The sequence below is a fragment of the Flagellimonas hadalis genome (assembly GCF_007785775.2).
In the GTDB taxonomy this organism is placed as follows: domain Bacteria; phylum Bacteroidota; class Bacteroidia; order Flavobacteriales; family Flavobacteriaceae; genus Flagellimonas; species Flagellimonas hadalis.
Genome location: NZ_VNIK02000006.1, coordinates 141,443 through 163,267 on the forward strand (window position 1 = coordinate 141,443; position 21,825 = coordinate 163,267).

Annotated in this window: 20 protein-coding genes; 14 read left to right on the forward strand and 6 right to left on the reverse strand. The window is 46.1% G+C overall.

Annotated elements, in window-relative coordinates; genetic code table 11:
* Positions 1–37 precede the first annotated feature (37 nt).
* Together FOT42_RS10615 and FOT42_RS10620 are read right to left on the reverse strand one after the other, a co-directional pair.
* Positions 38–997, reverse strand: coding sequence for an MBL fold metallo-hydrolase (locus tag FOT42_RS10615; protein WP_151890548.1), 960 nt, complete (start codon positions 995–997; stop codon positions 38–40).
* A 3-nt stretch (positions 998–1,000) separates the two neighbouring features.
* Positions 1,001–1,495 carry a metallophosphoesterase family protein gene (locus FOT42_RS10620; protein WP_151890549.1) on the reverse strand — a complete coding sequence of 165 codons (495 nt, stop codon included), beginning with the start codon at positions 1,493–1,495 and terminating at the stop codon, positions 1,001–1,003.
* Positions 1,496–1,583: 88 nt separating this feature from the next.
* Between FOT42_RS10620 and truA the strand changes: the two genes are divergently transcribed.
* Positions 1,584–2,339, forward strand: coding sequence for a tRNA pseudouridine(38-40) synthase TruA (truA, locus tag FOT42_RS10625; protein ID WP_151890550.1), 756 nt, complete (start codon positions 1,584–1,586; stop codon positions 2,337–2,339).
* Positions 2,323–4,095, forward strand: a complete 1,773-nt coding sequence (locus FOT42_RS10630) for an ABC transporter ATP-binding protein (protein WP_151890551.1) — start codon at positions 2,323–2,325, stop codon at positions 4,093–4,095. Before truA ends, FOT42_RS10630 begins: the two co-directional genes overlap by 17 nt.
* Here FOT42_RS10630 and FOT42_RS10635 read toward each other — a convergent pair whose 3' ends face one another.
* From FOT42_RS10635 to folP, 3 genes are read right to left on the reverse strand one after another with little or no spacing between them, the layout of a single operon-like run.
* A complete protein-coding gene (locus tag FOT42_RS10635; protein ID WP_151890552.1) occupies positions 4,096–4,875 on the reverse strand; it encodes a DUF3667 domain-containing protein in 780 nt (259 codons plus the stop codon). It abuts the gene before it with no gap.
* Positions 4,876–4,877: 2 nt separating this feature from the next.
* Positions 4,878–5,663 carry a diadenylate cyclase CdaA gene (cdaA, locus tag FOT42_RS10640; protein WP_151890553.1) on the reverse strand — a complete coding sequence of 262 codons (786 nt, stop codon included), beginning with the start codon at positions 5,661–5,663 and terminating at the stop codon, positions 4,878–4,880.
* A 44-nt stretch (positions 5,664–5,707) separates the two neighbouring features.
* Positions 5,708–6,541: a dihydropteroate synthase gene (gene folP / locus FOT42_RS10645; RefSeq protein WP_151890554.1), complete on the reverse strand. Its 834-nt coding sequence runs from the start codon at positions 6,539–6,541 to the stop codon at positions 5,708–5,710.
* A 96-nt stretch (positions 6,542–6,637) separates the two neighbouring features.
* Between folP and FOT42_RS10650 the strand changes: the two genes are divergently transcribed.
* The 7 genes from FOT42_RS10650 to FOT42_RS10680 all read left to right on the forward strand — a co-directional run bounded on the left by FOT42_RS10650 (position 6,638) and on the right by FOT42_RS10680 (position 11,495).
* A complete protein-coding gene (locus tag FOT42_RS10650; RefSeq protein WP_151890555.1) occupies positions 6,638–7,210 on the forward strand; it encodes a DUF1599 domain-containing protein in 573 nt (190 codons plus the stop codon).
* 79 nt (positions 7,211–7,289) lie between these two features.
* Positions 7,290–7,574 (forward strand): four helix bundle protein, encoded by a 285-nt coding sequence (locus FOT42_RS10655; protein ID WP_226789862.1) that lies wholly within the window; start codon positions 7,290–7,292, stop codon positions 7,572–7,574.
* A 40-nt stretch (positions 7,575–7,614) separates the two neighbouring features.
* Positions 7,615–8,709: a BT_3928 family protein gene (locus tag FOT42_RS10660; RefSeq protein WP_151890556.1), complete on the forward strand. Its 1,095-nt coding sequence runs from the start codon at positions 7,615–7,617 to the stop codon at positions 8,707–8,709.
* Between the two features lie 98 nt (positions 8,710–8,807).
* On the forward strand, positions 8,808–9,557 hold the full coding sequence (gene tpiA, locus FOT42_RS10665) for a triose-phosphate isomerase (RefSeq protein ID WP_151890557.1): 750 nt from the start codon (positions 8,808–8,810) through the stop codon (positions 9,555–9,557).
* 9 nt (positions 9,558–9,566) lie between these two features.
* On the forward strand, positions 9,567–10,400 hold the full coding sequence (prmA, locus tag FOT42_RS10670) for a 50S ribosomal protein L11 methyltransferase (RefSeq protein WP_151890558.1): 834 nt from the start codon (positions 9,567–9,569) through the stop codon (positions 10,398–10,400).
* A gap of 22 nt (positions 10,401–10,422) precedes the next feature.
* Entirely contained in the window at positions 10,423–10,698 is a 276-nt protein-coding gene (locus FOT42_RS10675; RefSeq protein WP_151890559.1) for an ATP-dependent Clp protease adaptor ClpS, read from the forward strand.
* A 200-nt stretch (positions 10,699–10,898) separates the two neighbouring features.
* Positions 10,899–11,495, forward strand: coding sequence for a hypothetical protein (locus tag FOT42_RS10680; protein WP_151890560.1), 597 nt, complete (start codon positions 10,899–10,901; stop codon positions 11,493–11,495).
* A 6-nt stretch (positions 11,496–11,501) separates the two neighbouring features.
* Here the strand turns inward: FOT42_RS10680 and pdxR are convergent, their stop codons facing one another.
* Complete coding sequence (pdxR, locus tag FOT42_RS10685; protein ID WP_192938372.1) at positions 11,502–12,941, reverse strand: MocR-like pyridoxine biosynthesis transcription factor PdxR; 1,440 nt, start codon at positions 12,939–12,941, stop codon at positions 11,502–11,504.
* Positions 12,942–13,094: 153 nt separating this feature from the next.
* On the opposite strand from pdxR, the gene FOT42_RS10690 reads away from it, so the two are divergent.
* The 5 genes from FOT42_RS10690 to FOT42_RS10710 all read left to right on the forward strand — a co-directional run bounded on the left by FOT42_RS10690 (position 13,095) and on the right by FOT42_RS10710 (position 21,824).
* The gene (locus FOT42_RS10690) at positions 13,095–14,327 is read left to right on the forward strand and encodes a M14 family metallopeptidase (RefSeq protein ID WP_151890562.1); all 1,233 of its coding nucleotides are present in this window, start codon (positions 13,095–13,097) and stop codon (positions 14,325–14,327) included.
* 22 nt (positions 14,328–14,349) lie between these two features.
* Positions 14,350–17,415, forward strand: coding sequence for a SusC/RagA family TonB-linked outer membrane protein (locus tag FOT42_RS10695; protein ID WP_192938373.1), 3,066 nt, complete (start codon positions 14,350–14,352; stop codon positions 17,413–17,415).
* Positions 17,416–17,434: 19 nt separating this feature from the next.
* On the forward strand, positions 17,435–19,036 hold the full coding sequence (locus FOT42_RS10700) for a SusD/RagB family nutrient-binding outer membrane lipoprotein (protein WP_151890564.1): 1,602 nt from the start codon (positions 17,435–17,437) through the stop codon (positions 19,034–19,036).
* Positions 19,037–19,051: 15 nt separating this feature from the next.
* Complete coding sequence (locus tag FOT42_RS10705) at positions 19,052–20,212, forward strand: hypothetical protein (RefSeq protein WP_151890565.1); 1,161 nt, start codon at positions 19,052–19,054, stop codon at positions 20,210–20,212.
* A 61-nt stretch (positions 20,213–20,273) separates the two neighbouring features.
* Positions 20,274–21,824, forward strand: coding sequence for an N-acyl-D-amino-acid deacylase family protein (locus FOT42_RS10710; RefSeq protein WP_151890566.1), 1,551 nt, complete (start codon positions 20,274–20,276; stop codon positions 21,822–21,824).
* Position 21,825 lies beyond the last annotated feature (1 nt).

The following is a 21,825-nucleotide window of genomic DNA, read 5'->3' on the forward strand; positions in this document are numbered from 1 at the left end:
CGGGATTTTTGTTTTTGATGCATATTGAATTCATGGTCTAAAGTGCAAATCCTTGATTGAATGTGGCAATGTTGAAGCCTTTGTCCAATACTATCTGTCGTTGGCCACTATTATTGATCAAAAGAGGATTGGTATGGTTGAAATGAATAAAATGGATTTTTGATCTTTCATCATCGGGCAAGGACTGGAATAGGCTTATGCTTTCCACAACAAAAGGGTGCGGAATTTCACTTATATTGCGGGTGTTGATCTCATCCCCATCAAAAAAGGTGGCATCTAAAAAAGCAAGGTCCACATTTTTGATTTCGGTAACAATATCCTTTTCCCATCGGGACCACTTATCAATATCAGGGATAAAAAGAACGGATTTATTGGGTCCCGCAATTTTGAATCCGACCGTTTCGGAGTATTCATCCCGATGCGGTACTATAAACGGCGTTACCACTATATTTTTGGAAAGTGCAATTGGCCTTTCGTTTTCTAATGGGCGGATTTCGATATTGTCCAAGGCAACCAACTGGTCCCAAGGTCCGTTGTTTTCTAAAAAGGCCTGCATTTTGGGCATGGCATATACGGGAACTCCTTTGGCTCCCAAGGCTTCCCTTCCCAAATACATGAGACCGGAATAATGTCCAATATGTGCATGGGTCATAAAAATACCGGAAGGCGTTTCATCGATGCTGCCAGAGAACTCTTTTAAAAGCTTCATTTGGGAGGTGATGTCCGGTGTGGCCTCAAACAGATAACTCTTGTTGCTTTCATGGTCCACAAGGCCCAAGGATACCACCTTGCGGTCACTGTCAGGATTGTTGAACAAGTCTGCGCAGCAAGATTTGTTGCAGCCAATATGCGGACTCCCTCCATCTTGTACGGTCCCCAAAATGTGAAGGGTAACAACACTTTGTGCTTCGAGGGGTGAATTTTGGTCCAACTTTCCTGCGGGTTTCTCCTTGCAAGAGGTTAAAATCAAGATCAATGCAAGTATATATGTTCTCATTTCCTATCTTTTTCCCAATTCAATGACTTCCAAATCCGAAATTTTATCCCCATCGATCACAAACCTAAGCATGGTGCGTACCTGATGGAACCCATGTTTGCCACAGGCGCCCGGGTTCATGTGCAGCAGACCCAGTTTTTTGTCGTACATCACCTTCAGGATGTGGGAATGCCCACAAATAAAGAGTTTTGGTGGATTCCGCCTGATTTCATCCCTTATCCTGACATTGTAGCTACCGGGATAACCGCCAATGTGGGTGATCCAAACATCCACCCCTTCGCACATGAACCTGTTGTTCTCTGGATATTCCTTTTGGATGATGTGGTCATCGATGTTCCCATGTACGGCGCGTAACGGCTTTACGGCCATCAAGGCATCCATCACCTCAAGGTTGCCAATGTCCCCGGCATGCCAGATTTCATCGGCCTGGGCAGCATATTTTAAGATGGACTTGTCCATGTGGCCATGGGTGTCGGAAAGCAATAAAATCTTGATCATAACGCTAAAAATATGCTAAAAAAAGAAGGCGGGATTTGTGTTGGAAAGGTTTGGACTATCTTTAACGACTTAAAAGTAAGGGATTCCATTGAGATATTTTATCCAATTTTCCTATTTCGGGAAAGCATACCACGGATGGCAGAACCAACCCAATGCCATCACCGTGCAAGAGGTATTGGAAAAAGCCCTGTCCACACTTCTACGACAACAAGTGGAGGTCGTAGGGGCGGGAAGGACTGATACCGGAGTGCACGCCAAGGAAATGTTTGCCCACTTTGATTTTGATCCAATCGAAGATACGGCGCAGTTGGTGTACCGTTTGAATGCTTTCCTTCCGGATGACATTGCGGTTCAGAGGCTCTTCCGGATGGTGCCCGGGGCCCATGCCCGGTTTGATGCCGTGGAACGCTCATATGAATATTGGTTGGTGCGGGAAAAGAACCCCTTCTACTTTGACCATGCCCATGTGGTTACATATCCTTTGGATACGGAAGCCATGAACCAAGCGGCATTGAAATTGTTGGAGCATACGGATTTTGAATGCTTTTCCAAATCCAATACCGATGTGAAAACGTTCCATTGCGATGTTCGCCATGCGGTTTGGGAGGTACGGGAGGACAAGTGGGTCTTTACCATCACGGCCGACCGATTTTTGAGGAATATGGTGCGGGCCATTGTAGGCACCCTATTGGATGTGGGTATGGGAAAAACGGCCCCAAGGGACATCGATGCCATATTGGCAAGCAAGGATAGGGGGGAGGCAGGTGTCTCCGTCCCTGCAAAAGGTTTATATTTGACCAAGGTTTTATATCCAAAAGAACTATTTGATGAGCAAAAAGGATGATGTAGGAAAAGCGTTTGATTTTCGACTGTTCAAGCGTGTTTTTTCACGAACCAGGCCCTATAGGGGCATCTTTTGGTTGGTGGCCATCGTGGCCATTCTTTCCGCTGCATTTGCCATTGTAACACCATTGCTGGTAAAAAATATCATCAACCAGTCCCTGGAAAACAAGGATGCAGGGCAATTGCTCTACAATGTGGTGTTGATGTTGGTCTTTTTGCTCGGACAGGTCACCACCCAATTGTTGTTCAACTATTATGCGAACCTCTTGGGGGAGTCGGTCATCCGGGACATCCGTATCGATCTTTTTGAAAAGATGACCAGTTTTAAGATGACCTTCTTTGACAATTCGTCCATTGGGGTTTTGGTCACCAGGGCCGTTGCGGATATGCAACGTATCGGTGAGATTTTCAGCCAAGGATTTTTCATGATCGTGGCCGATGCCTTGAAAATGTTGTCAGCGGCCATCATCATGGTGGTCATCAATTGGAAATTGGCATTGATCGTGTTTGCCATTATGCCGATCATCCTTATCGCCACACGACTGTTCCAGCAAGCCATGAAAGTGGCCTTTGTGGAAGTACGTGCGCAGGTGGCGAACCTCAATTCCTTTGTGCAGGAACGCATCGCGGGAATGAAGATTGTCCAATTGTTCAACCGAGAGGAAATCGAGAAGGAAAAATTCAGGGTGATCAACGAAAAACACCAAAATGCTTGGTTGAAGACGGTTTGGTACAACTCCATATTTTTCCCCATAGCGGAAATTGCGAACTCCATCGGCATCGGTATGGTAGTCTATTTTGGACTGATCCAGAACATCCAGAATGTTGGCTTGGACAATAAGGGGACCATTATAGCCTTCTTTTTCTTGATGGACCTTCTTTTCCGTCCCTTGCGTCAGATTGCGGATAAGTTCAACACCCTTCAAATGGGTATGGTGGCCGCGAACAGGGTGTTCAACGTTTTGGATACCAACAGCCACATCGCGGACGAGGGTACACAGGAAAGGGAACTTGTGATGGGAGATATTGAGTTCAAGGATGTCCGGTTCAGCTATGTCAAGGATGAAGAAGTGCTCCATGGGATTTCATTCCAGGTGAAGGCCGGCGAGACGGTTGCCATTGTTGGTGCCACGGGAGCAGGAAAATCCACTATCATCAACCTGCTCAACCGTTTTTATGAGATCGATTCTGGGGAAATATTGGTCGATGGCGTCAATGTAAGGGACTATACGCTGCGGTCCCTCAGGTCCCATATAGCCATTGTACTGCAGGATGTTTTCCTTTTTGCGGACACTATTGCCAACAATATCTCGCTTCGCGACAGCAACGTAACCACTGACAATATTGAGGCCGCTGCCAAGCAAATAGGTGTGCACGAGTTTATATCGAGCCTTCCCGGCGGATACCAGTACAACGTGAAGGAACGCGGAACCATGCTTTCCAGTGGACAGCGACAATTGATTGCCTTCCTGAGGGCCTATGTGAGCAATCCGAGTATCTTGATCTTGGATGAGGCCACATCTTCTGTGGACACCTATTCCGAACAATTGATCCAACAGGCCACGGACAAGATTACAGAGGGAAGGACCTCCATCATCATTGCGCACCGTTTGGCCACCATCAAAAAAGCGGACAAGATCATTGTGATGGATGGCGGTGAGATCATCGAAGTCGGAACCCACCAAGAACTCCTTAAAAATGGAGGGTATTACAACGACCTGTACACTGCACAATTCTTGGCAGAGGAGGTGGCTTGATCAGCTAGGGATTTGTCTAAAGTCTTCAATATCAAGATATCCTGTAGCAAACATGATCAGAGGGATTATCGTGAAAAATACTATGTAAAGAGCTAAAAGAATCACAAAGAACAGGAACAACCTGGCAATAAGTGCAATTCCCTTTTCCAATGAAATCCTTTTGATGACGTATGCAGAGTAAACAAACATACTTAGGATGCCCAAAAAGGAAAAGCCTGGATAATTTGATGGTATGAACAGAAGTACAATCAGCGAGGGAATAAAGATGAAAAGGCTAAAATGGGCAAGGGTGTACAAGAAAATGACGGTCCGTTCCGAAAAGTTATATTTTTTCTGCTCAAAACATAGCCAACTGGCCACAGACATCATCGGGATGTACAAAATGAAGATAAGAGCTTGATAATCCATTGTGAAATCCATGATTTTCTGTTGGGATGAACTTTTTGCACCTGTGTTGAGAAAATCAAAATCCATCACCGCTCCTGATTTGGTCATCAAAAAAACTATAAATCCAGAAAGGGTAATAGCAATCCCCAAATAACTGATCGGGTTCAGGTATTTCCTCCGTTGGCCCTGTAGGTAGCCTTCGATGACGTTTTCAGGCTTGGTGAAAAGATGCACAAAGGTTTTGATGAAGGTATTGTCCAGGTTGAAATACCTGTCCATGATATCCACCCAAAGGTTTTTGATGGTGATCCTGTTGCGGATCACTTTTCCACCACAATTCGGACAGTAGAGGTAGTCGGTCCTCAGGTTGTCGTCACAATTTTTACATTTCATGCTTAGTCCAGATCCTTTTTGATGAGTCTGATGAGCTCTTCCGCCCCTTTGAAGGGAACAAATTCACCATTTTTGATATAGGAGATAGATCCCGTTTCCTCACTGACCACCAAACAGACGGCATCCGTCTTCTCCGTGATCCCCACAGCGGCCCGGTGTCTCAGTCCAAAGCGGAGCGGAATGTTCCGGTCATTGGAAACGGGAAGGATCACCCTTGTGGCCGTTATAAAATTGTCCTGTACCACAATGGCCCCATCGTGCAAAGGACTGTTTTTGAAGAAAATGCTCTCCAAAATGGGCTGGGTGATCATTATGTTCATGGCATCTCCCGAGGATTTGACAAAGTCAAGAGAGTTGTTCCGTTCAATGACGATCAGGGCGCCCGTTTTGGTACTGCCCATACGTTCACAGGCCCCAATAATGGCCTCCACATTGGTGTTGGTGGATATCGTTTCCTGCTTGAGGAACTTGAAATATCTGAGAAAATTCCGTTTGGTCGCAAAGTTGGTGGAACCGACCATGAGCAAAAACTTGCGGATCTCTTGCTGGAACACAATGATGAGTGCGATCAATCCAATGTTCATAAAACCGCCCACCATGCTGCTGATCATCCGCATCTGGAGCAATTCGGTAAGTTTCCACAAGGCCCAAACAATCACAATACCGATAAAAATATTGATGGCCACGGTGCCCTTGACCAGCTTGTAGATGTAATAGAGCAATGCGGCCACAAGGACGATGTCGATAATATCCGTAATCTTGAAATCGAGAAAATTTAGAAAATCCAACCGCAGTGTTTTTGTAAAATTAGCAAAAATAGAAGAACCATAAATCAGAGTGCGTTCGCTTTTAATGCCTCCACAAGTTTAATACATTCCACCGCTTCTTTTACATCGTGAGCCCTAATAATATTGGTGCCTTTTAATAAGGTAATGGTATGCAGGGCCGTGGTGCCGTTAAGTGCCTCTTGGGGTGTGCTTCCCAAAACCTTGTAGATCATGGATTTTCGGCTCAGGCCGATCAGTATGGGCAGACCAAAGGTCTGGAACAGGTCCAGGTGGTTCAGAAGGGTGTAGTTCTGTCCCGCTGTCTTGGCGAAACCAAAGCCGGGATCCATGATGATGTCGTTGATTTTCATCGAGGTGGCCTGTTGCACCTTTTCGGAGAAATACAACCGAAGGTCATTGATGAGGTCATCGTAGGTGGCCTCCTTTTGCATGGACTGTGGTGTGCCCTTCATGTGCATCATGATGTAGGGCACCTGATGTTTGGCCACCGTTGCAAGCATTTCTGGGTCTAGGTTCCCCGCTGCGATGTCATTGATCATGGCGGCACCGTGCTGGATACTTTCCGACACGACCTTGCTCCTGAACGTGTCAATGGAAATCAACGTTTTGGGGAAATGTTCCAGGATCAGGTCCAGAATGGGGATGATCCGTTTCAGTTCCTCATCCTCCGGAACGTGGTCGGCACCCGGTCTGGAACTGTAGGCCCCGATGTCGATAAAATGGGCGCCATCGTTCAACATATTTTCGACCCGCTTCAGAATTGAAGTCTCGTCTTTGTACTTCCCCCCATCAAAAAAGGAATCAGGAGTAAGGTTGAGGATGCCCATCACTTTGGGGACGGTCAAATCTATCAGCTCGCCTTTACAGTTTATGGTCATAAAAAATACCTGCTTTGTTGGGTTTCATTATCTTTGGCAAAGTGCACCTTTGCACACACGGAATTGGACGAAATTTACGCAAATTAGCAACAATACATGCAGCAGACATCCCAACAATACGATGCAGTGATACATACCTGTAGAGAATTGTTCCTGAAAAAGGCCCAAGATTATGGCACCGCGTGGCGGATTTTGCGGCTCCCATCCCTTACCGATCAGATCTTTATAAAGGCACAGCGCATCCGAAGCCTTCAGCAGAACGCGGTGCGGAAGGTGGATGAGGATGAACGGTCAGAATTTATCGGGATCATCAATTATTCCCTTATGGCGCTGATACAACTAAAAAAAGGCATTGTGGAGCAGCCCGATTTGACGGCTGAAGAGGCCATTGCACTATACGATGGGCAAGTGGCCATCACCAAAAAACTGATGGAGGACAAAAACCACGACTACGGTGAGGCTTGGCGGGACATGCGCGTGAGTTCATTGACAGATCTGATTCTGCAGAAAGTGCTGCGTGTGAAGCAAATAGAGAACAATAAAGGCAGCACTTTGGTGAGCGAGGGAGTGGATGCCAACTATCAGGATATGGTCAACTACGCCGTGTTTGCATTGATTCATCTTGGTGAAGAGATAAAATCCAAAATCCAAAATCCAAAATCCAAATAAGAAATATTTTATGCTCTCCGATAAGAATTACGATTTGGAAGAAAGGACATTTAGATTTGCGAAGGAGTGAAGAAAGTATGTGAAATCGTTAAATGCTTCCATAGGTAATCTGGAAGATGGAAAGCAACTGATACGCTCATCGGGTTCTGTAGGAGCCAATTATATTGAGGCAAATGAGAAGTTGGGAGAAAAAGATTTTCAATTTAGACTGAGAATTGCCAGAAAAGAAGCAAAAGAACCTGGATATTGGCTACGATTGTTAAAGGAGATGAATCCCAAAAATGAACAGGTAGAGGATTTAATAAAAGAATCTTTCGAATTGAGAAAGATCTTATCATCAATTCTAAATAAGGTCAAGTGTTAAGAACTTGGAAATTTGGGATTTGGAATTTTTAATTTAAAGTATGAAATATTTAGTTTGGGTTTCAAGGGTCATCGTTGGGGTGCTTTTTATTATCAGTGGTTTGATCAAACTGAACGATCCTATGGGATTTTCGTTCAAATTGGAGGAATATTTTAGCACCGGCGTATTGAATTTGCCTTTCCTGATGCCGATGGCATTGGGCATTTCCATTTTTGTGGTCATCGTGGAAGTGATCTTGGGCGTGTTGTTGCTGATCGGTTTTAAACCCAAGTTTACCGTTTGGAGCCTTTTGTTGATGATCGTGTTCTTCACCTTCCTCACGTTCTATTCCGCATATTTCAATAAAGTGACCGATTGTGGTTGCTTCGGGGACGCCATAAAGTTGACCCCCTGGGAATCCTTCACCAAAGATGTGATCCTGTTGATGTTGATCTTGGTATTGTTCTTCGGAAGAAAATACATCACACCACTTTTCAATACCAAGACCAATTGGATCGTGGGTGGAGTGGCCCTAGTGGCCTGCATCCTCTTTGCCAACCATGTGCTCAACCACTTGCCTTCCGTGGACTTTCGGCCCTACAAGATAGGGGCGAACATTGAAGAAGGAATGACAGTTCCCGAAGGGGCCCCGGAGCCCATTTATGAATACGCATGGCGTTTCAAGGTAGGAGGAGAGGATAAGATCGTGGTGACCAATGGGGATTACCCCTCTATAGACGGGGAATTTGTCGATGTGGAAACGACCATGATCCAAAAAGGCTATGAACCGCCCGTGCACGACTTCACCATTGAAAAGGATGGGGAGGACTTTGCGGCCGAACTTTTGAATGAGGAAAAACTGGTCATGGTGGTTGCATACGACTTGGCCAAGAGCAACTATAATGCTTTTGCGGAAGTGGCAAAAGTGACAAAAAAGGCCAAGGAAAGTGGATATAGGGTGATTGGGATGTCGGCCTCCAGTGCAGATTTGGCGAACAGGATAAAGAGCCAGTACGGTCTGGAATTCGATTTTTACTTTACCGATGAAACGACCTTGAAGACCATTGTGCGTTCCAACCCGGCCCTATTGGTGCTCAAGAGAGGAACTATCCAACAAAAGGTACACTATAACGATATTGATGAACTTGAGTTTTAGGATTTATTGAAATCAAGGGGCAATTCGTATCAGGGAAATAACGAACATCAAGCACCAAGAACTTGAAACCATAAACATTGAACATAATAACACAACACATGAGAACAAAAATTGTGGCAGGCAACTGGAAAATGAACAATAACCTCAAAGAGACTGAAGCTTTGCTTACCGAGCTTTCGGCCAAATTGCCGGATACCAAAGCCGAAGTGATCGTGGCCCCTACATTTGTGAACCTAGCGGCGGCAAATGCTGCACTTCAATCATCTACCATAAAAGTGGCTGCGCAGAACATGCATTTTGCGGAAAGCGGTGCGTACACTGGTGAAATTTCTGCAGACATGCTCCTGGGCATCGATGTGGATATCGTCATTCTGGGCCATTCGGAAAGACGTGCCTATTTTGGTGAGGATGATGCGCTTTTGGCCAAAAAAGTGAAGACAGCCGTGGACAAAGGATTGAAGGTCATTTTCTGCTTTGGTGAAGAATTGGAGGACAGAAAAGCGGACAAGCATTTTGCCTTGGTGGAGAGCCAATTGAAAAATGCCCTGTTCAATTTGGATGCCAGTGCATGGAGGAACATTGTGCTGGCCTACGAACCCGTTTGGGCCATAGGAACAGGGGAAACGGCAAGTCCGGAACAGGCTCAGGAAATGCACGCCTTCATCAGGAAGACCATTTCAGATGCCTTTGGTTCGGCCGTGGCAGATGAGGTCTCCATCCTGTATGGAGGCAGTGTGAAACCGGGGAACGCCGCCGAGATTTTCTCCAAGCCCGATGTGGACGGTGGACTGATCGGGGGAGCATCTTTGGTGGCATCGGACTTTGTGGCCATCATCGAGGCCATCTAATATTTCTACATGGCATTGATCTATATTGAATACGATTTTAAGGTAAACCCAACTCAACCGGCAACCGATATCCTGATTGCCGAGTTGGGTGAAGTGGGTTTTGAAAGTTTTGTGGAAAACGAGACTGGACTGTTGGCCTATATCCTCAAATCGGAATGGAAAGAAGGCCTTTTGGACGATTTTTTCATATTGCAGCACCCCGATTTCGAGATTTCATGGACCAGCACGGAAATTGAACAGAAAAACTGGAACGCCGAATGGGAAAAGAATTTCCATCCCATCAAAGTGGGGGAGAGGTGTATGGTCCGGGCCCCTTTCCATGAGCCCGAGGCAGTGGAGTACGATATCGTTATCGAGCCCAAAATGAGTTTTGGCACTGGGCACCATCAGACCACCTACATGATGTTGCAACATATTCTGGACGCCGATTTTGAAGGAAAATCCGTTTTGGACATGGGCTGTGGTACCGGGGTGTTGGCCATTCTTGCCAAGAAACGCGGCGCAGGCCCCGTGGATGCCATCGATATTGATGAATGGTGCTTTTTGAACAGCAAGGAGAACGTGGAAAGGAACGATTGTGCAGATATTGCCGTTTTTCAAGGTGACAGTGCCCTGTTGGACGGAAGGAAATACGATGTCATCCTGGCCAACATCAACAGGAACATTCTGTTGGAAGACATCCCGATCTATGCGCAATGTCTCCAGAAAGGGGGGAACCTTTTTCTGAGTGGCTTCTATTTGGAGGATTTGGATGCCATTTCTTCAAAATGTAGGGCACATGGTTTGGAATTTGAAAAAAAACTGGAGAAGGACAACTGGATTTCAGCAAAATATGTAAATTAGAAAGGCATAAACTCCACAGAACATGGGCACAAGGGAAAAACAGCTTGAGGATGTCCTTCTAGAGGAAGAGACGGTAAACCAGAACGAGATTGTACTTTTCAATGACAATGTCAACACATTTGACCATGTCATTGAGACCTTGATCAATGTGTGCGAGCATACGCCAGAACAAGCCGAGCAATGCTCCCTGATCGTGCATTACAACGGAAAATGTACCGTAAAGACCGGGGAATATTCCTATCTGAAGCCCAAGTGTTCGAAGCTATTGGAAGCAGGGTTGAGTGCAGAGATCGTGTAGTCCTTTCGAGCCCTCCCCAAATCCTTTTTGAACTTACCCTTTTTTGTCACATGATGGTTGCAAGCGAACCCTTTTGATGACAGGAGATGAAATGTAAAAAAACATGGATTCTTCACAAAAATCAAAAACGAGAAGCGCTTGTATGTTGTAAATTTACCAACAACCAAAAAGTAAGAACCACTAATCTCCCTTCCAGAGAAATGAGCGAATTTTTTAAGGCAGAACTGAAGGACCGTTTTTTGGAATATGCCTTGGATCGTAGCGATTATTTCGAGATACAGACCCTTTACGATGAGTTTCTCCGACCAAACTACAGCTTGCAGTATGTGGAAAGGTTGGTGGGGGAAATACTGGAATATGACCCCAACCTTTTGGATGTGATGAGTGGCAACGGCATGGACATCTTTATGCTGGCCTCCACTACATCCACCGAGGATTTTTTGGAAGATGGCGGGTTCATGGACATGTATGTGAAGGAGGAGGAAAAGTGGGATGTGTTCCTAGATCAGTTGTCCAGCACCCGAAAGCCTTCCAACCAGCAAAGGAAACTGTTCAAGTCGCCAGGCTTGAAAAAGGAGAAAACCTTGCTCATGGTGCTTTTCTCTGCCATAGCCATGAGTTTCCTCTTCACGGTGATCAGTATTTTCAAGGAAGCCTTCTTGGAGCCCGAATATGTTCCCGTGGACGAGTTTGAACGAAAGATGGAACTGCTCCAAGAGCAATATTTCCAAGAAAAGAAGCGCCTTCAATCGGAATTGGAACAGGCTCTTTTTGTATTGGATTCCCTGAATAGGTAGGGGGTATCAGCCTAGATAATTGGATATGATCCGTTCCATTTTGTTGATACTTTCCCTGATCTGTTTTGGATTGACGCAGCAAAAGCCCATCACCAATCCGTTTTCCCCATTGCGGTGCACATAATATTTGCTGAGGGCATGCACTAGGATGTTGTGGTCCAAAAGGATTTTTTCCAATTGCACATCGCTCAGACCTTCCTTGGTGATATGGGCTATGAGGTGGAGTCCCGGATTTGAGGTGTCCAGATAAAAGTAACGCCCCAAAACTTTTTTGAAATGGTTCACAAATACCTCCTTTCTTTCGTTGGAGACGTCTATCACATTCCTTAAATGTTTGTTCAGGTGGTCTTTTTCAATAAAGGTGCTCATCGCCTTTTGGTTCTGTATGGAAACAAATCGGCTCGACTGCTGGTAAAGTGCGACCACGGCGTCGAACAGATAGTGGGGAACTATCATGTACCCAAGCCGCATGGAAGGGTGTATCAGTTTGTTGAAAGTGCCAAGGTAGATCACCCGCTCCTGCTGGTCCATCCCGAATAGGGAACCAATCGGTCTTTCCCAATTGCTGAACTCGTGGTTATAGTCATCCTCCACAATGAAAGTCTCTTTTTCCGAAGCCCATTTCAGAAGGTCCTTTCGCCGTTCCATGCTCATCTTTATGCCTGTGGGATATTGGCTGGAAGGAGTGGTGTAGACAAACTTTGGTGATTGGCAGGATATATTTTTGATGCAAAGGCCTTGGTCGTCCACATCGGTGGCACATATGTTGGCCCCCAGACTTTTAAAAAGAGCATGGGCCATGGGATAGGTCGGGTTTTCCACCACCACTTCGTCATGGGTTTCCAACAATACATTGGACACAAGGTACAGGGAGTGCAGCGACCCAGAGGTAACGATGATCTGGTCGGGATCACAATCGATGTCCCGATAGACCCTCAAATACTTGGCCAGGTTCTCCCGTAGGCATTGCAGGCCAATGGTATTGGAATAGGAAAGCTCGGATGGGGTGACACACCTCCAATAATCACTGATCAACCTTTTCCATAACTGTACAGGAAAGATGTCCAAAGGAGGAAGGCCGGGCCTAAAGGCGACACCTTTGTCAGCGCTTTCCCCGGACCAATCCATATGCTGTGAGAAGGCTTTTCCCTTATCGGAAAGCTGTGGATAGTTCCCTTTTTTGTCTGCCAGTGTAAAATTGAGCCTCAACTTTTTGTCCTTGGGAGACAGTACATAGTAACCAGATCCCTTGACCGAGTCAATGTAGCGTTCCACGAGCAGTAGGTCGATGGCCTTCAGGACCGTGCTTCGGGAAATGGCAAGATCCTTTGCCAAAATCCGAGAGGGAGGAAGCTTGGAACCCGGTTCCAAGGACCTCGTGAGGATGGCTTTCTTGAGCGCGTCGTATAGACTGATATAAATTTGAGGTTGGAGGTTGACATTCAAGCTTAAGCCATTTCGTATTAAAATGCCTTTAATATTGAAATGCATAATTGGTATGCCCTATCCGATAAGAATTGGTAGGTGGAAGGTAGAAGTTTATCCTTTAATTTTCTGGTTTTTAACAGAAAGTTCACAATGAAAGTCCCAAATCCTATCATGAGAACTTTGCCAATTTTCTTTTTTAGTGCAGGATTTCTGATCAGTTGTTCAAGTGTGCGGACAGTTGATTTTGAAACCCCGGTCGACACCTCCGACAAGCAGATCACATTTCAGGAAAGGCAAGTTTATTTTCAGGAAGACCTCGGTCTTGTTGTGGACAATACGTTTGACGGTGCCCGGCTGAACGGGATCGAAAAATTGAATGACAGTACCATCAAGGCCATCATCCGGCCAGAGAACGAACCCATCAACAGTAGCCCTTACTACGCTTTTAAAATAGCATCCAATACACCCAAAAAAGTATATGTCTCCCTGGAATATCCGAAGGGACATGCACACCGATACGTTCCAAAAGTGAAGAAACCGACTGAAGAATGGGAAGCCTTGGACCCTTCAAAGACTTTTATAATGGATTCCTTGGTCACGCTCGAACTTTTATTGGATAAAGAGCCAACTCTCATTGCTGCCCAAGAGCTGCAAACCTCGGAACAGGTAAAGGAGTGGTACCATGATTTGTCTTCGGATAAGGGATATGTGAGGGCATACATTTACGGAACCTCCAAAATGGGTAGGGAACTTCCTGTTTTGGACATTTATCACGGCGGGAAGGCGAACAAACCCATCATTGTGCTTCTAACGCGCCAACACCCCCCGGAAGTCACCGGATTTTTCGCATTCAAGGCCTTTTTGGAAACCGTACTGGACGATTCAGAATTGTCCAAAGCATTCTTGGATACCCATAGAATACTGGCTTTTCCCATGTTGAACCCCGATGGGGTAGACCTTGGTCATTGGCGACACAATGCAGGCGGTGTGGATACCAACAGGGATTGGTCCAAGTACCGTCAGCCTGAAATCCGTCAAACCGTGGAATTTATAGAAGAGCAATTGAAAAATGATGGGGCAAGACTGCTTTTGGGGCTGGATTTCCATTCTACTTATAAAGATGTTTTTTATACCAACACCTCCCAAGAAGGTAGCGCACTTCCGCATTTTGAAAAGGATTGGTTCTCCGCTTTGGGGGAAAACATACCGGATTATAAAGTCAATGAATCTTCGGGAAACAGTACAAAACCAGTTTCAAAAGGGTGGTTTTTAAAACGACATGGGGCTGTTGGGATCACCTACGAAATAGGGGATAACACCCCAAGAGATCGGATAAGGACCATAGGCAGGGTCTCTGCACAGGAAATGATGAAAATCTTACGCTCAAATACTAATTTAAACTAACTTGATTATGGCCAAAACCCAGATGATATGTTTATGCATCCTACTGTTTTTGGGAGGAATGGTACACGCGCAGAAGCAGATAAGCGGTACTGTCACAGATGCCAATGGACCACTCCCGGGGGCCAGTGTAGTCCTGAAAGGAACCACAGTGGGCACTACTACAGACTTTGATGGCAACTATACCATAACACTACAGGATGGACAGGATGTGCTCCAGTTCAGCTATGTGGGGTATCTCATCAAGGAAATACAAGTGGGGGCACAGACTGTTGTAAACGTCATATTGGAAGAAAATGCCGAAGCACTTCAAGAAGTGGTGGTCACCGCACAGGGGATAAAAAAGTCGAAAAAAGCGTTGGGGTATGCCATTGCCAACGTGCGACCCGATGAAGTCGAAAAAAGGCCTGAAGCCGACATGGCCAGGGCCCTGCAAGGAAAGGTGGCAGGTGTGAGCATTACTCCGGCCGATGGACAAACGGGTTCCTCCTCCGAAATCAGGATACGGGGAAATGTCTCTTTGACAGGAACAAACTCCCCATTGATTGTGGTGAACAATGTGCCCTTCAACGGATTGTTGCGTGATATTGACCCCAATGACATTGAAAGTATCAGTATTTTGAAAGGTTTCAATGCATCGGTACTCTATGGAAGCGAGGGGCGGAACGGGGTCATCCTGATCCAAACCAAGAGCGGGTCGGCCAAAACAGGGGAGGTACGCACAACTGCGTCCTACTCCACAACGGTTTACACCAATACAGTATCCCAACTCCCGGAATTCCAGAATACGTATTCCAATGGATTGGAAGGGGTTCAGTTTGATCCCACAATCGTTTCAAACTTCGGTCCTGCCTTCTCCACTTTGGGGGAAGTGGCCCATCCATATGCGGCCTTGGGAGACATCTTCCCGGAATTTCAAGATGCTACCATTCAAATAGCGGCCAAACCGGACAATGTGCGGAACATTTTCAGAATGGGCATTGGAACCACCCATTCCTTCACCTTTGCTGCGTCAAAAGAAAAAGTGGGCTTCAATTTATCCGCCGGTTATGCCGATGAACAGGGGATCATAGACCATAACGACCTCAAGCGCTTCAATCTGAGCGTCGGGGGAAAGGCCCAACTCACGGATAGGCTCAATGTGTCGGCCAATATCGGCTACTCCACCCGAAAGGTAAACCTCGTCAATGACGAGAGTATATTCAGTGTGGTCTATCATCTGCCCCGATGGATAGACCTTACCGAACTGCCCTACCAGAATCCGTTGACAGGGGAATCGGTCTATTATAGGAATGATACCAATCCCCTTTGGATACTCCATAACTCGGGCAATTATGATGATAAGGTAAGGATCTTTGGCAATGTTGCCGCAGACTATCAGATTGCAGATGGGCTGAACCTGACCTACCGCATTGGTTTTGACAGTGAGACGTATATGGGCTTTGATTATTCCAACAAAGGGGGTTACAGTGATGATAGCTATAGAGTAGGCTATTTGAACGTTGGGGACAGTAAGGAAGTCATCATCAACCAAACGGCCTTGCTCGGTTATAACAAGGATCTATTTAAAAATCTCAATCTAGAGGCCCAATTGGGTGTGAATTCCCAATTGACGCGTTTCACCAGCAATTCGACCAATTCGGACGGCCAGATCGTGTATGGATTCCTCAGACCGAGCAACTTTACAACCACAGAGGCCGGCTATACCCGCACGGATGAAAATTTGGCAGGGGCCTTCGCCCAACTCCAATTTGCCTATAAAAATTATTTGTATGCCACATTTTCAGGCAGGAACGATTGGGGGAGTACCGTGGAACTGGACAATCGGTCCTTGTTTTACCCCGGAGCGTCCTTCTCGTTCATTCCCACTTCGGCCTTCAACTTTGGAGGAAACGCGATCAATTATTTGAAATTCAGGTATGCATACGCTACTTCATCGGGCTATCCAGCTCCGTACAGGACCAGGAGCACCTTGATCATAGATCCGTTGCGCTTTGCAGCAGCCGATGGAACATATCCGGTCACCAATAGATATAGCACCCGATATGCCAACTTGAACCTCAGGCCGGAGCTGCACAAAGAAGTGGAGGTGGGAATGGAGGCCAAACTGCTCCATAATAGGGTCACTCTGGAAGCATCGGCCTATATACGGGTCTCCAAGGACCAGATTGTGGAATCCCCTTTGTCTCCCTCAACAGGCTATGATGACCAGTTTATCAATCTGGGGAGAATAGACAACGAAGGCGTGGAAGTGGATTTGGGTATCGATATTTTCAGGGGCGACAACTTTCGCTGGAACTTCAGGAATATATTTACCGCAGATGAGTCACTTGTGGTGGAGACCACACCCACTCGGGCAGATATCAATATCACCGAAGATCGGTTTGCAGTGGAGGGACAGCCCTTTGGGGTCATCAAAGGGGACTATGCCCTTCGGGATGAAAATGGCAACTTGCTGATCAGTGGCAATGGATCCGCAACCCGGGTCGGGGAAGTGATCACGAGCAGTGATATTGGCTTGGAGACAAAGGTGATCGGAGACCCTAATCCAGATTGGCGGTTGACGACCATCAACACTATAGGCATCAAGAAGTTTTCGATATCGGCACAAATGGAGTACACTCATGGCGGGGAAATCTATTCCAGTAGTGTGGCAAATATGTTGCAACGCGGGGTGGCCAAGGAGACCGAGGACAGGGAGGGCTCCTTCATCATTCCTGGTTATTTGGCCGATGATGATACAGGCGAAATTTTGCTGGATGCCAACGGCGACCAGATACCGAACACCATCCAAATCAACAGTGGGAGGGTTGGTTTTTCCAATTATTACAATGCCAACGATCTGGCCATGTGGGACACCTCCATATTTCGGTTGAGAGAAATTGCACTGGGATATACCCTCAGCCCTAAAAAGGGCGAACGGCTTCCTTTCCAGAGGATCGATTTTACCCTTTCCGGCAGAAACCTGTGGTACCGTGCCCCCAATTTTCCAAAGTATGTGAACTATGACCCAGAAAGTGATGGCCTGGAAGGGGACAGCACGGTACCCTCCACAAAGAGGTTTGCTTTTGGCGTATCGGTAACATTTTAACGAATCAAAAAGTATCAAAATGCAAAGAACAATAAAACGCTTTGGTGTAATGGTATCGGCCTCCATACTTTTTTTGGGCTGCGAAATTTCAAATTTTGACCTGCAGGAAAACCCCAATTTCCTTACCCCGGAAAGTGCCGACCCCGAATACCTGTTGAATGAGATCCAGTACCAGTTCCAGTACTTTATGGGTTTGATGATCCTGAACACGGACGATGTGATGCGCTACGAAGCCATGACGGATAACTACAGGGATGTGGTGTCCGTAGATGTTCTTGATGCGGAATGGGAGAGCTATTTTGAGGCCCTCAACAACTCCAGGACCATTGAGGCATTGGCTGCGGAAGATGAAAGTTTGCTGTTTCACAACGCCATAAGCAAGTTGCTGATGGGTTACCTTACCATCACCATGGTGGACTATGTGGGTAAGATGCCCTACACGGAAGCCGTCAACCCATCCGAATATCCCAATCCAAGGTTGGATGATGGGGACGACATCTACCGAAGTGTATTGGCGGACATTGATCAGGCCGTATTGGATATTGAAGCTTCCAATTTCAATTTTTCAACAGATCTTTTTTACAATAGCGACAAGGACAAATGGAAAGCGTTTGCCAACACCCTTAAGTTGCGAATATTGGTGCAGACGAAGTTGGCCAGCTCAAAATTGGGAATTGCCAATGCAGCAACAGAGATCAACAAGCTTATGGAAGGAGATTTGATCGATACCCCAACGGAAGATTTTCAATATATCTATTCGACTGTGATTGAACCGGAAAGCAGGCACCGTTATTTTCAAAGGGCCTATGTAAGTGATATAGGCCAGTATATGGGCAATTACTTTATGCATATGCTCAAGGACTCCAAAAGCATGGCAGATCCACGACTTCGCTACTACCTGTACCGTCAGGCCGATGAGGATCCGTTTAGCATCCCTCCCTATTCAACTTGCCAAAATGAATCGAATGTGGATTATTGTTACGTGGGGGACTACTACAGGGGATTGGACCATGGAGAGAACCGAACAGGTTTTGGGGATAACAGTAAAAGGGCAGTTTATGGTATTTATCCGGGTGGCGGAACGTTTGATGAGGACCAGTTCCTGAGGGCATCCACGACCTCTAGCCATTTGGAGGGAGCGGGTATCTTACCTCTACTCACATCATCCTTTGTGAAATTTCTGATGGCCGAGGCAGCTCTTACCCTTGAGACCAATGGGGACCCAGCAGTTTTGTTGGAAGAAGCCATCAGGGATTCCATGGAAAAAGTGCTTGGGTTTGGCAATGTCAGCTCTGATTTTGAGGCCACGGACAACGATGTGGATGACTATGTGGCAGAGGTCATGGCCAATTATGGCAATGCTGCCAGTGATGCGGAAAGGTTGGATATCATCATTACCGAATACTATTTGGCAGCTTATGGCAATTCCATTGAAGCCTATAACGCCTACCGAAGGACAGGATATCCATCCAACATTCAGGAACCCATCAATGGAGACACCAGTTTCCCTAGAAGTTTTCCATATTCCGCCAATGCTGTGGAAATCAATAGATCCATCAAACAGAAACAGAATTCCGAGCGGGTATTCTGGGACACTAATCCAGAAGGATTCATCAAATAATATAAAAGGACCGTCATGAGAAGAAATATAAAATTTTTAATCGGGCTGCTGTTAATGTTTGGCTGTGCCAACGAATTCAATACATTTCAGGATATCACCGACAGAGGGGGCTATATTGCTTTCACGGAAGAACCGAGACTGAGCTTCAATATTTTGAAATTGGACACCGAGGTCTTTAGTGCGACATTGTTCGATCCCAATGAAAATGCAACCGGCTATACCTTGACTGTGATCTATGACGATGTTATGGTAGAAAATGTGTTCCAAACGACCACTTTTCCCGCTACTTTGGAATTCACCATTGCGGAAATCCTGGAAATGTTCAATTTAACGGAGGATGATATTGGTCTTGCGGATAGGATCACTTTTGTGGCCAAGGTCACCACCCTGGATGGAGTCTTTGATGGCCGTTCCCCCGATTATGATTTTAATAACATCAACCAGGGCGGGGATACCACCGACCGATTGAAGTATCCCGGACAGCATAACGCAATGGAATTTTTCTTTAGTTTTTACCAACCCCCTGGCAGGAAAATAAGGGGTACCTCTTTTGAGGAAGTACCGGTTGGTCCCGATGATGCCGTTTATGATAGGAATGGAGCCAATGATGAGACGTTGGATCTTGTCAATGGGGTTGACCCACCTTATGTGGATTATGTGTCGAAAGGTACCGGAACGGATGATGAACTCGGGTTCGACTCCGAATACATCGCCATTACCAATATCAGTGAGAGCAGTCTGGGATTTTCGGAGGAACGGATAGGGGTCACTGCCTTGTTGGAAAGCTTTGAGGCCTATCCCGATGGCACCCAGGGATTTCATTCTGAGGATGCGGACGGGGCGATCAAAATCACCTTTGATACCGTTCAGGTTCCAGAGGGGCAGAACAACTCCGGTATTTCCTTTCAAGTCTTCTTTGGGGATACCAGTTGGGAAGAACTGGATGGGATCCATGCCTATGCCAATATTACCACTGATGAGGGTAACAATGTATTGGAATTGATCAGTGCCTATAACAATGATGTGGAAACCCTGGCAGGAAGGTGGCAAGAGGTCAACAGTGGTTTTCTCAAAGGGATACGATCCTACCAATTGGTCATCCAGATACAGTCTGGGGCCACTCCCGAATTTTTTGACTTGGACAATATCATCATTTACGAACCCGAAGAGGATTAAAAAGTCCCGTGACCGTCTTATAATGGAGTAGATTTATGAGTATCAAAAATTTACAAAAACCATGAAGCACAAGATCATCATTCTTTTGACCCTGCTACTGGGTTTGGGAGCCTGTAAGAAGAACAGGATGGAAGTGGATATCCTCATCGAGAACGGAACGGTTTACAATGGGGTCGATTCCATTCCCAACATGCTGACCATCGGGGTGGTTGGGGACAAGATTGCCTATGTTGGCAATGGGAAGGAGATGGATTTTTCCACACAAAAGATCATTGATGCCGAAGGTTTGATCGTATCGCCGGGATTTATCGATCCCCATACACATGCCGACAGAGATTTGAAAAGCCCCAAAGAATCCCACAACAAGCCCTTTTTGTTCCAAGGGGTAACCACAGTGGTCGTGGGCAACGACGGGAGTAGTGATTACCCCTTGGTGGAATATGAGCAGTTGTACCAAAAGCATGGCATCGGTACCAATGTGGCTTTTTTGGTGGGACAGGGTACCATAAGGGAAAAAGTGATGGGCAATAGTGACAGGGAAGCCACCGATGTCGAGATCCTGAAAATGATGGAACTGGTGCAACAGGAAATGGACGCGGGAGCCATTGGCATGTCCACAGGATTGTTCTACGCGCCAGGAAGTTATGCGAACACAGATGAAGTGATTGCTTTGGCAAAGGTAGTGAGACAGAACGGTGGAATTTATGACACACACTTACGGGATGAAGGAGCCTATTCCATTGGGTTGGTGGCCGCTGTGCAAGAAGCCATGGAAATTGGTGAAAAAGCAAATTTGCCCATTCACATATCGCACATCAAATGCTTGGGAAAACAGGTTTGGAAACAGAGCGATTCATTGATTACAATCATTGAAGAAGCCCAGAAAAGGGGAGTGGAGGTAACGGCCAATCAGTATCCTTACGAAGCATCGGCCACAGGTCTGAAAGCAGCCGTTGTACCACGCTGGGCGGAAAGTGGGGGCAAGGACTCCCTGTTCATTCGGTATAGGGACAAAAGTTTGAAACTCAGGATTCTCAGAGAAGTCGAAGATAACATTGAGCAACGGGGAGGTGCTGATAATTTGTTGATTGTCAATGCAGAACATAAGGGATTTGAAGGAAAAACACTTCAAGAAATAGCAAAAGACATGGGATTGGATGCCAACGAAGCTGTTTTTGAAATCCTTGCCAAAGGCCATGCGCGGGTGGCTTCTTTCAGCATGTCACCATATGACATTCAAAATTTCATGCAGCAGCGTTGGGTCGTGACCAGCTCTGATGGCAATACGGGCCATCCAAGAAAATATGGCACTTTTCCACGGAAGTACAGAGAGTATGTCAAAAAAGGGGTGATCCCATTGGCAGATTTCATCAACGGGAGCACCTCACGGACGGCCGACATTCTTGGAATCCCCCAAAGGGGTATAATGCAAGAAGGATACTATGCCGATATCATCATTTTTGATCCAGAGACCTTTGGAGACAAAGCAGATTACCAAGATCCTTTTCAACTTTCCGAAGGATTGCGGTACAGTATCATCAATGGAAAACTATCGGTGGAAAATGGAACATACAACGGACAATTGAATGGAAGAACATTAAAAAAAGAATAAT

Excerpts from the sequence above, each read along its gene's own strand:
- FOT42_RS10615 (WP_151890548.1), bottom strand. The coding sequence starts at position 997 with ATGAGAACATATATACTTGCATTGATCTTGATTTTAACCTCTTGCAAG.
- FOT42_RS10620 (WP_151890549.1), bottom strand. The coding sequence starts at position 1,495 with ATGATCAAGATTTTATTGCTTTCCGACACCCATGGCCACATGGACAAG.
- FOT42_RS10630 (WP_151890551.1), top strand. The coding sequence starts at position 2,323 with ATGAGCAAAAAGGATGATGTAGGAAAAGCGTTTGATTTTCGACTGTTC.
- FOT42_RS10635 (WP_151890552.1), bottom strand. The coding sequence starts at position 4,875 with ATGAAATGTAAAAATTGTGACGACAACCTGAGGACCGACTACCTCTAC.
- folP (WP_151890554.1), bottom strand. The coding sequence starts at position 6,541 with ATGACCATAAACTGTAAAGGCGAGCTGATAGATTTGACCGTCCCCAAA.
- FOT42_RS10650 (WP_151890555.1), top strand. The coding sequence starts at position 6,638 with ATGCAGCAGACATCCCAACAATACGATGCAGTGATACATACCTGTAGA.
- FOT42_RS10660 (WP_151890556.1), top strand. The coding sequence starts at position 7,615 with ATGAAATATTTAGTTTGGGTTTCAAGGGTCATCGTTGGGGTGCTTTTT.
- tpiA (WP_151890557.1), top strand. The coding sequence starts at position 8,808 with ATGAGAACAAAAATTGTGGCAGGCAACTGGAAAATGAACAATAACCTC.
- prmA (WP_151890558.1), top strand. The coding sequence starts at position 9,567 with ATGGCATTGATCTATATTGAATACGATTTTAAGGTAAACCCAACTCAA.
- FOT42_RS10675 (WP_151890559.1), top strand. The coding sequence starts at position 10,423 with ATGGGCACAAGGGAAAAACAGCTTGAGGATGTCCTTCTAGAGGAAGAG.
- FOT42_RS10680 (WP_151890560.1), top strand. The coding sequence starts at position 10,899 with ATGAGCGAATTTTTTAAGGCAGAACTGAAGGACCGTTTTTTGGAATAT.
- FOT42_RS10690 (WP_151890562.1), top strand. The coding sequence starts at position 13,095 with ATGAGAACTTTGCCAATTTTCTTTTTTAGTGCAGGATTTCTGATCAGT.
- FOT42_RS10695 (WP_192938373.1), top strand. The coding sequence starts at position 14,350 with ATGATATGTTTATGCATCCTACTGTTTTTGGGAGGAATGGTACACGCG.
- FOT42_RS10700 (WP_151890564.1), top strand. The coding sequence starts at position 17,435 with ATGCAAAGAACAATAAAACGCTTTGGTGTAATGGTATCGGCCTCCATA.
- FOT42_RS10705 (WP_151890565.1), top strand. The coding sequence starts at position 19,052 with ATGAGAAGAAATATAAAATTTTTAATCGGGCTGCTGTTAATGTTTGGC.
- FOT42_RS10710 (WP_151890566.1), top strand. The coding sequence starts at position 20,274 with ATGAAGCACAAGATCATCATTCTTTTGACCCTGCTACTGGGTTTGGGA.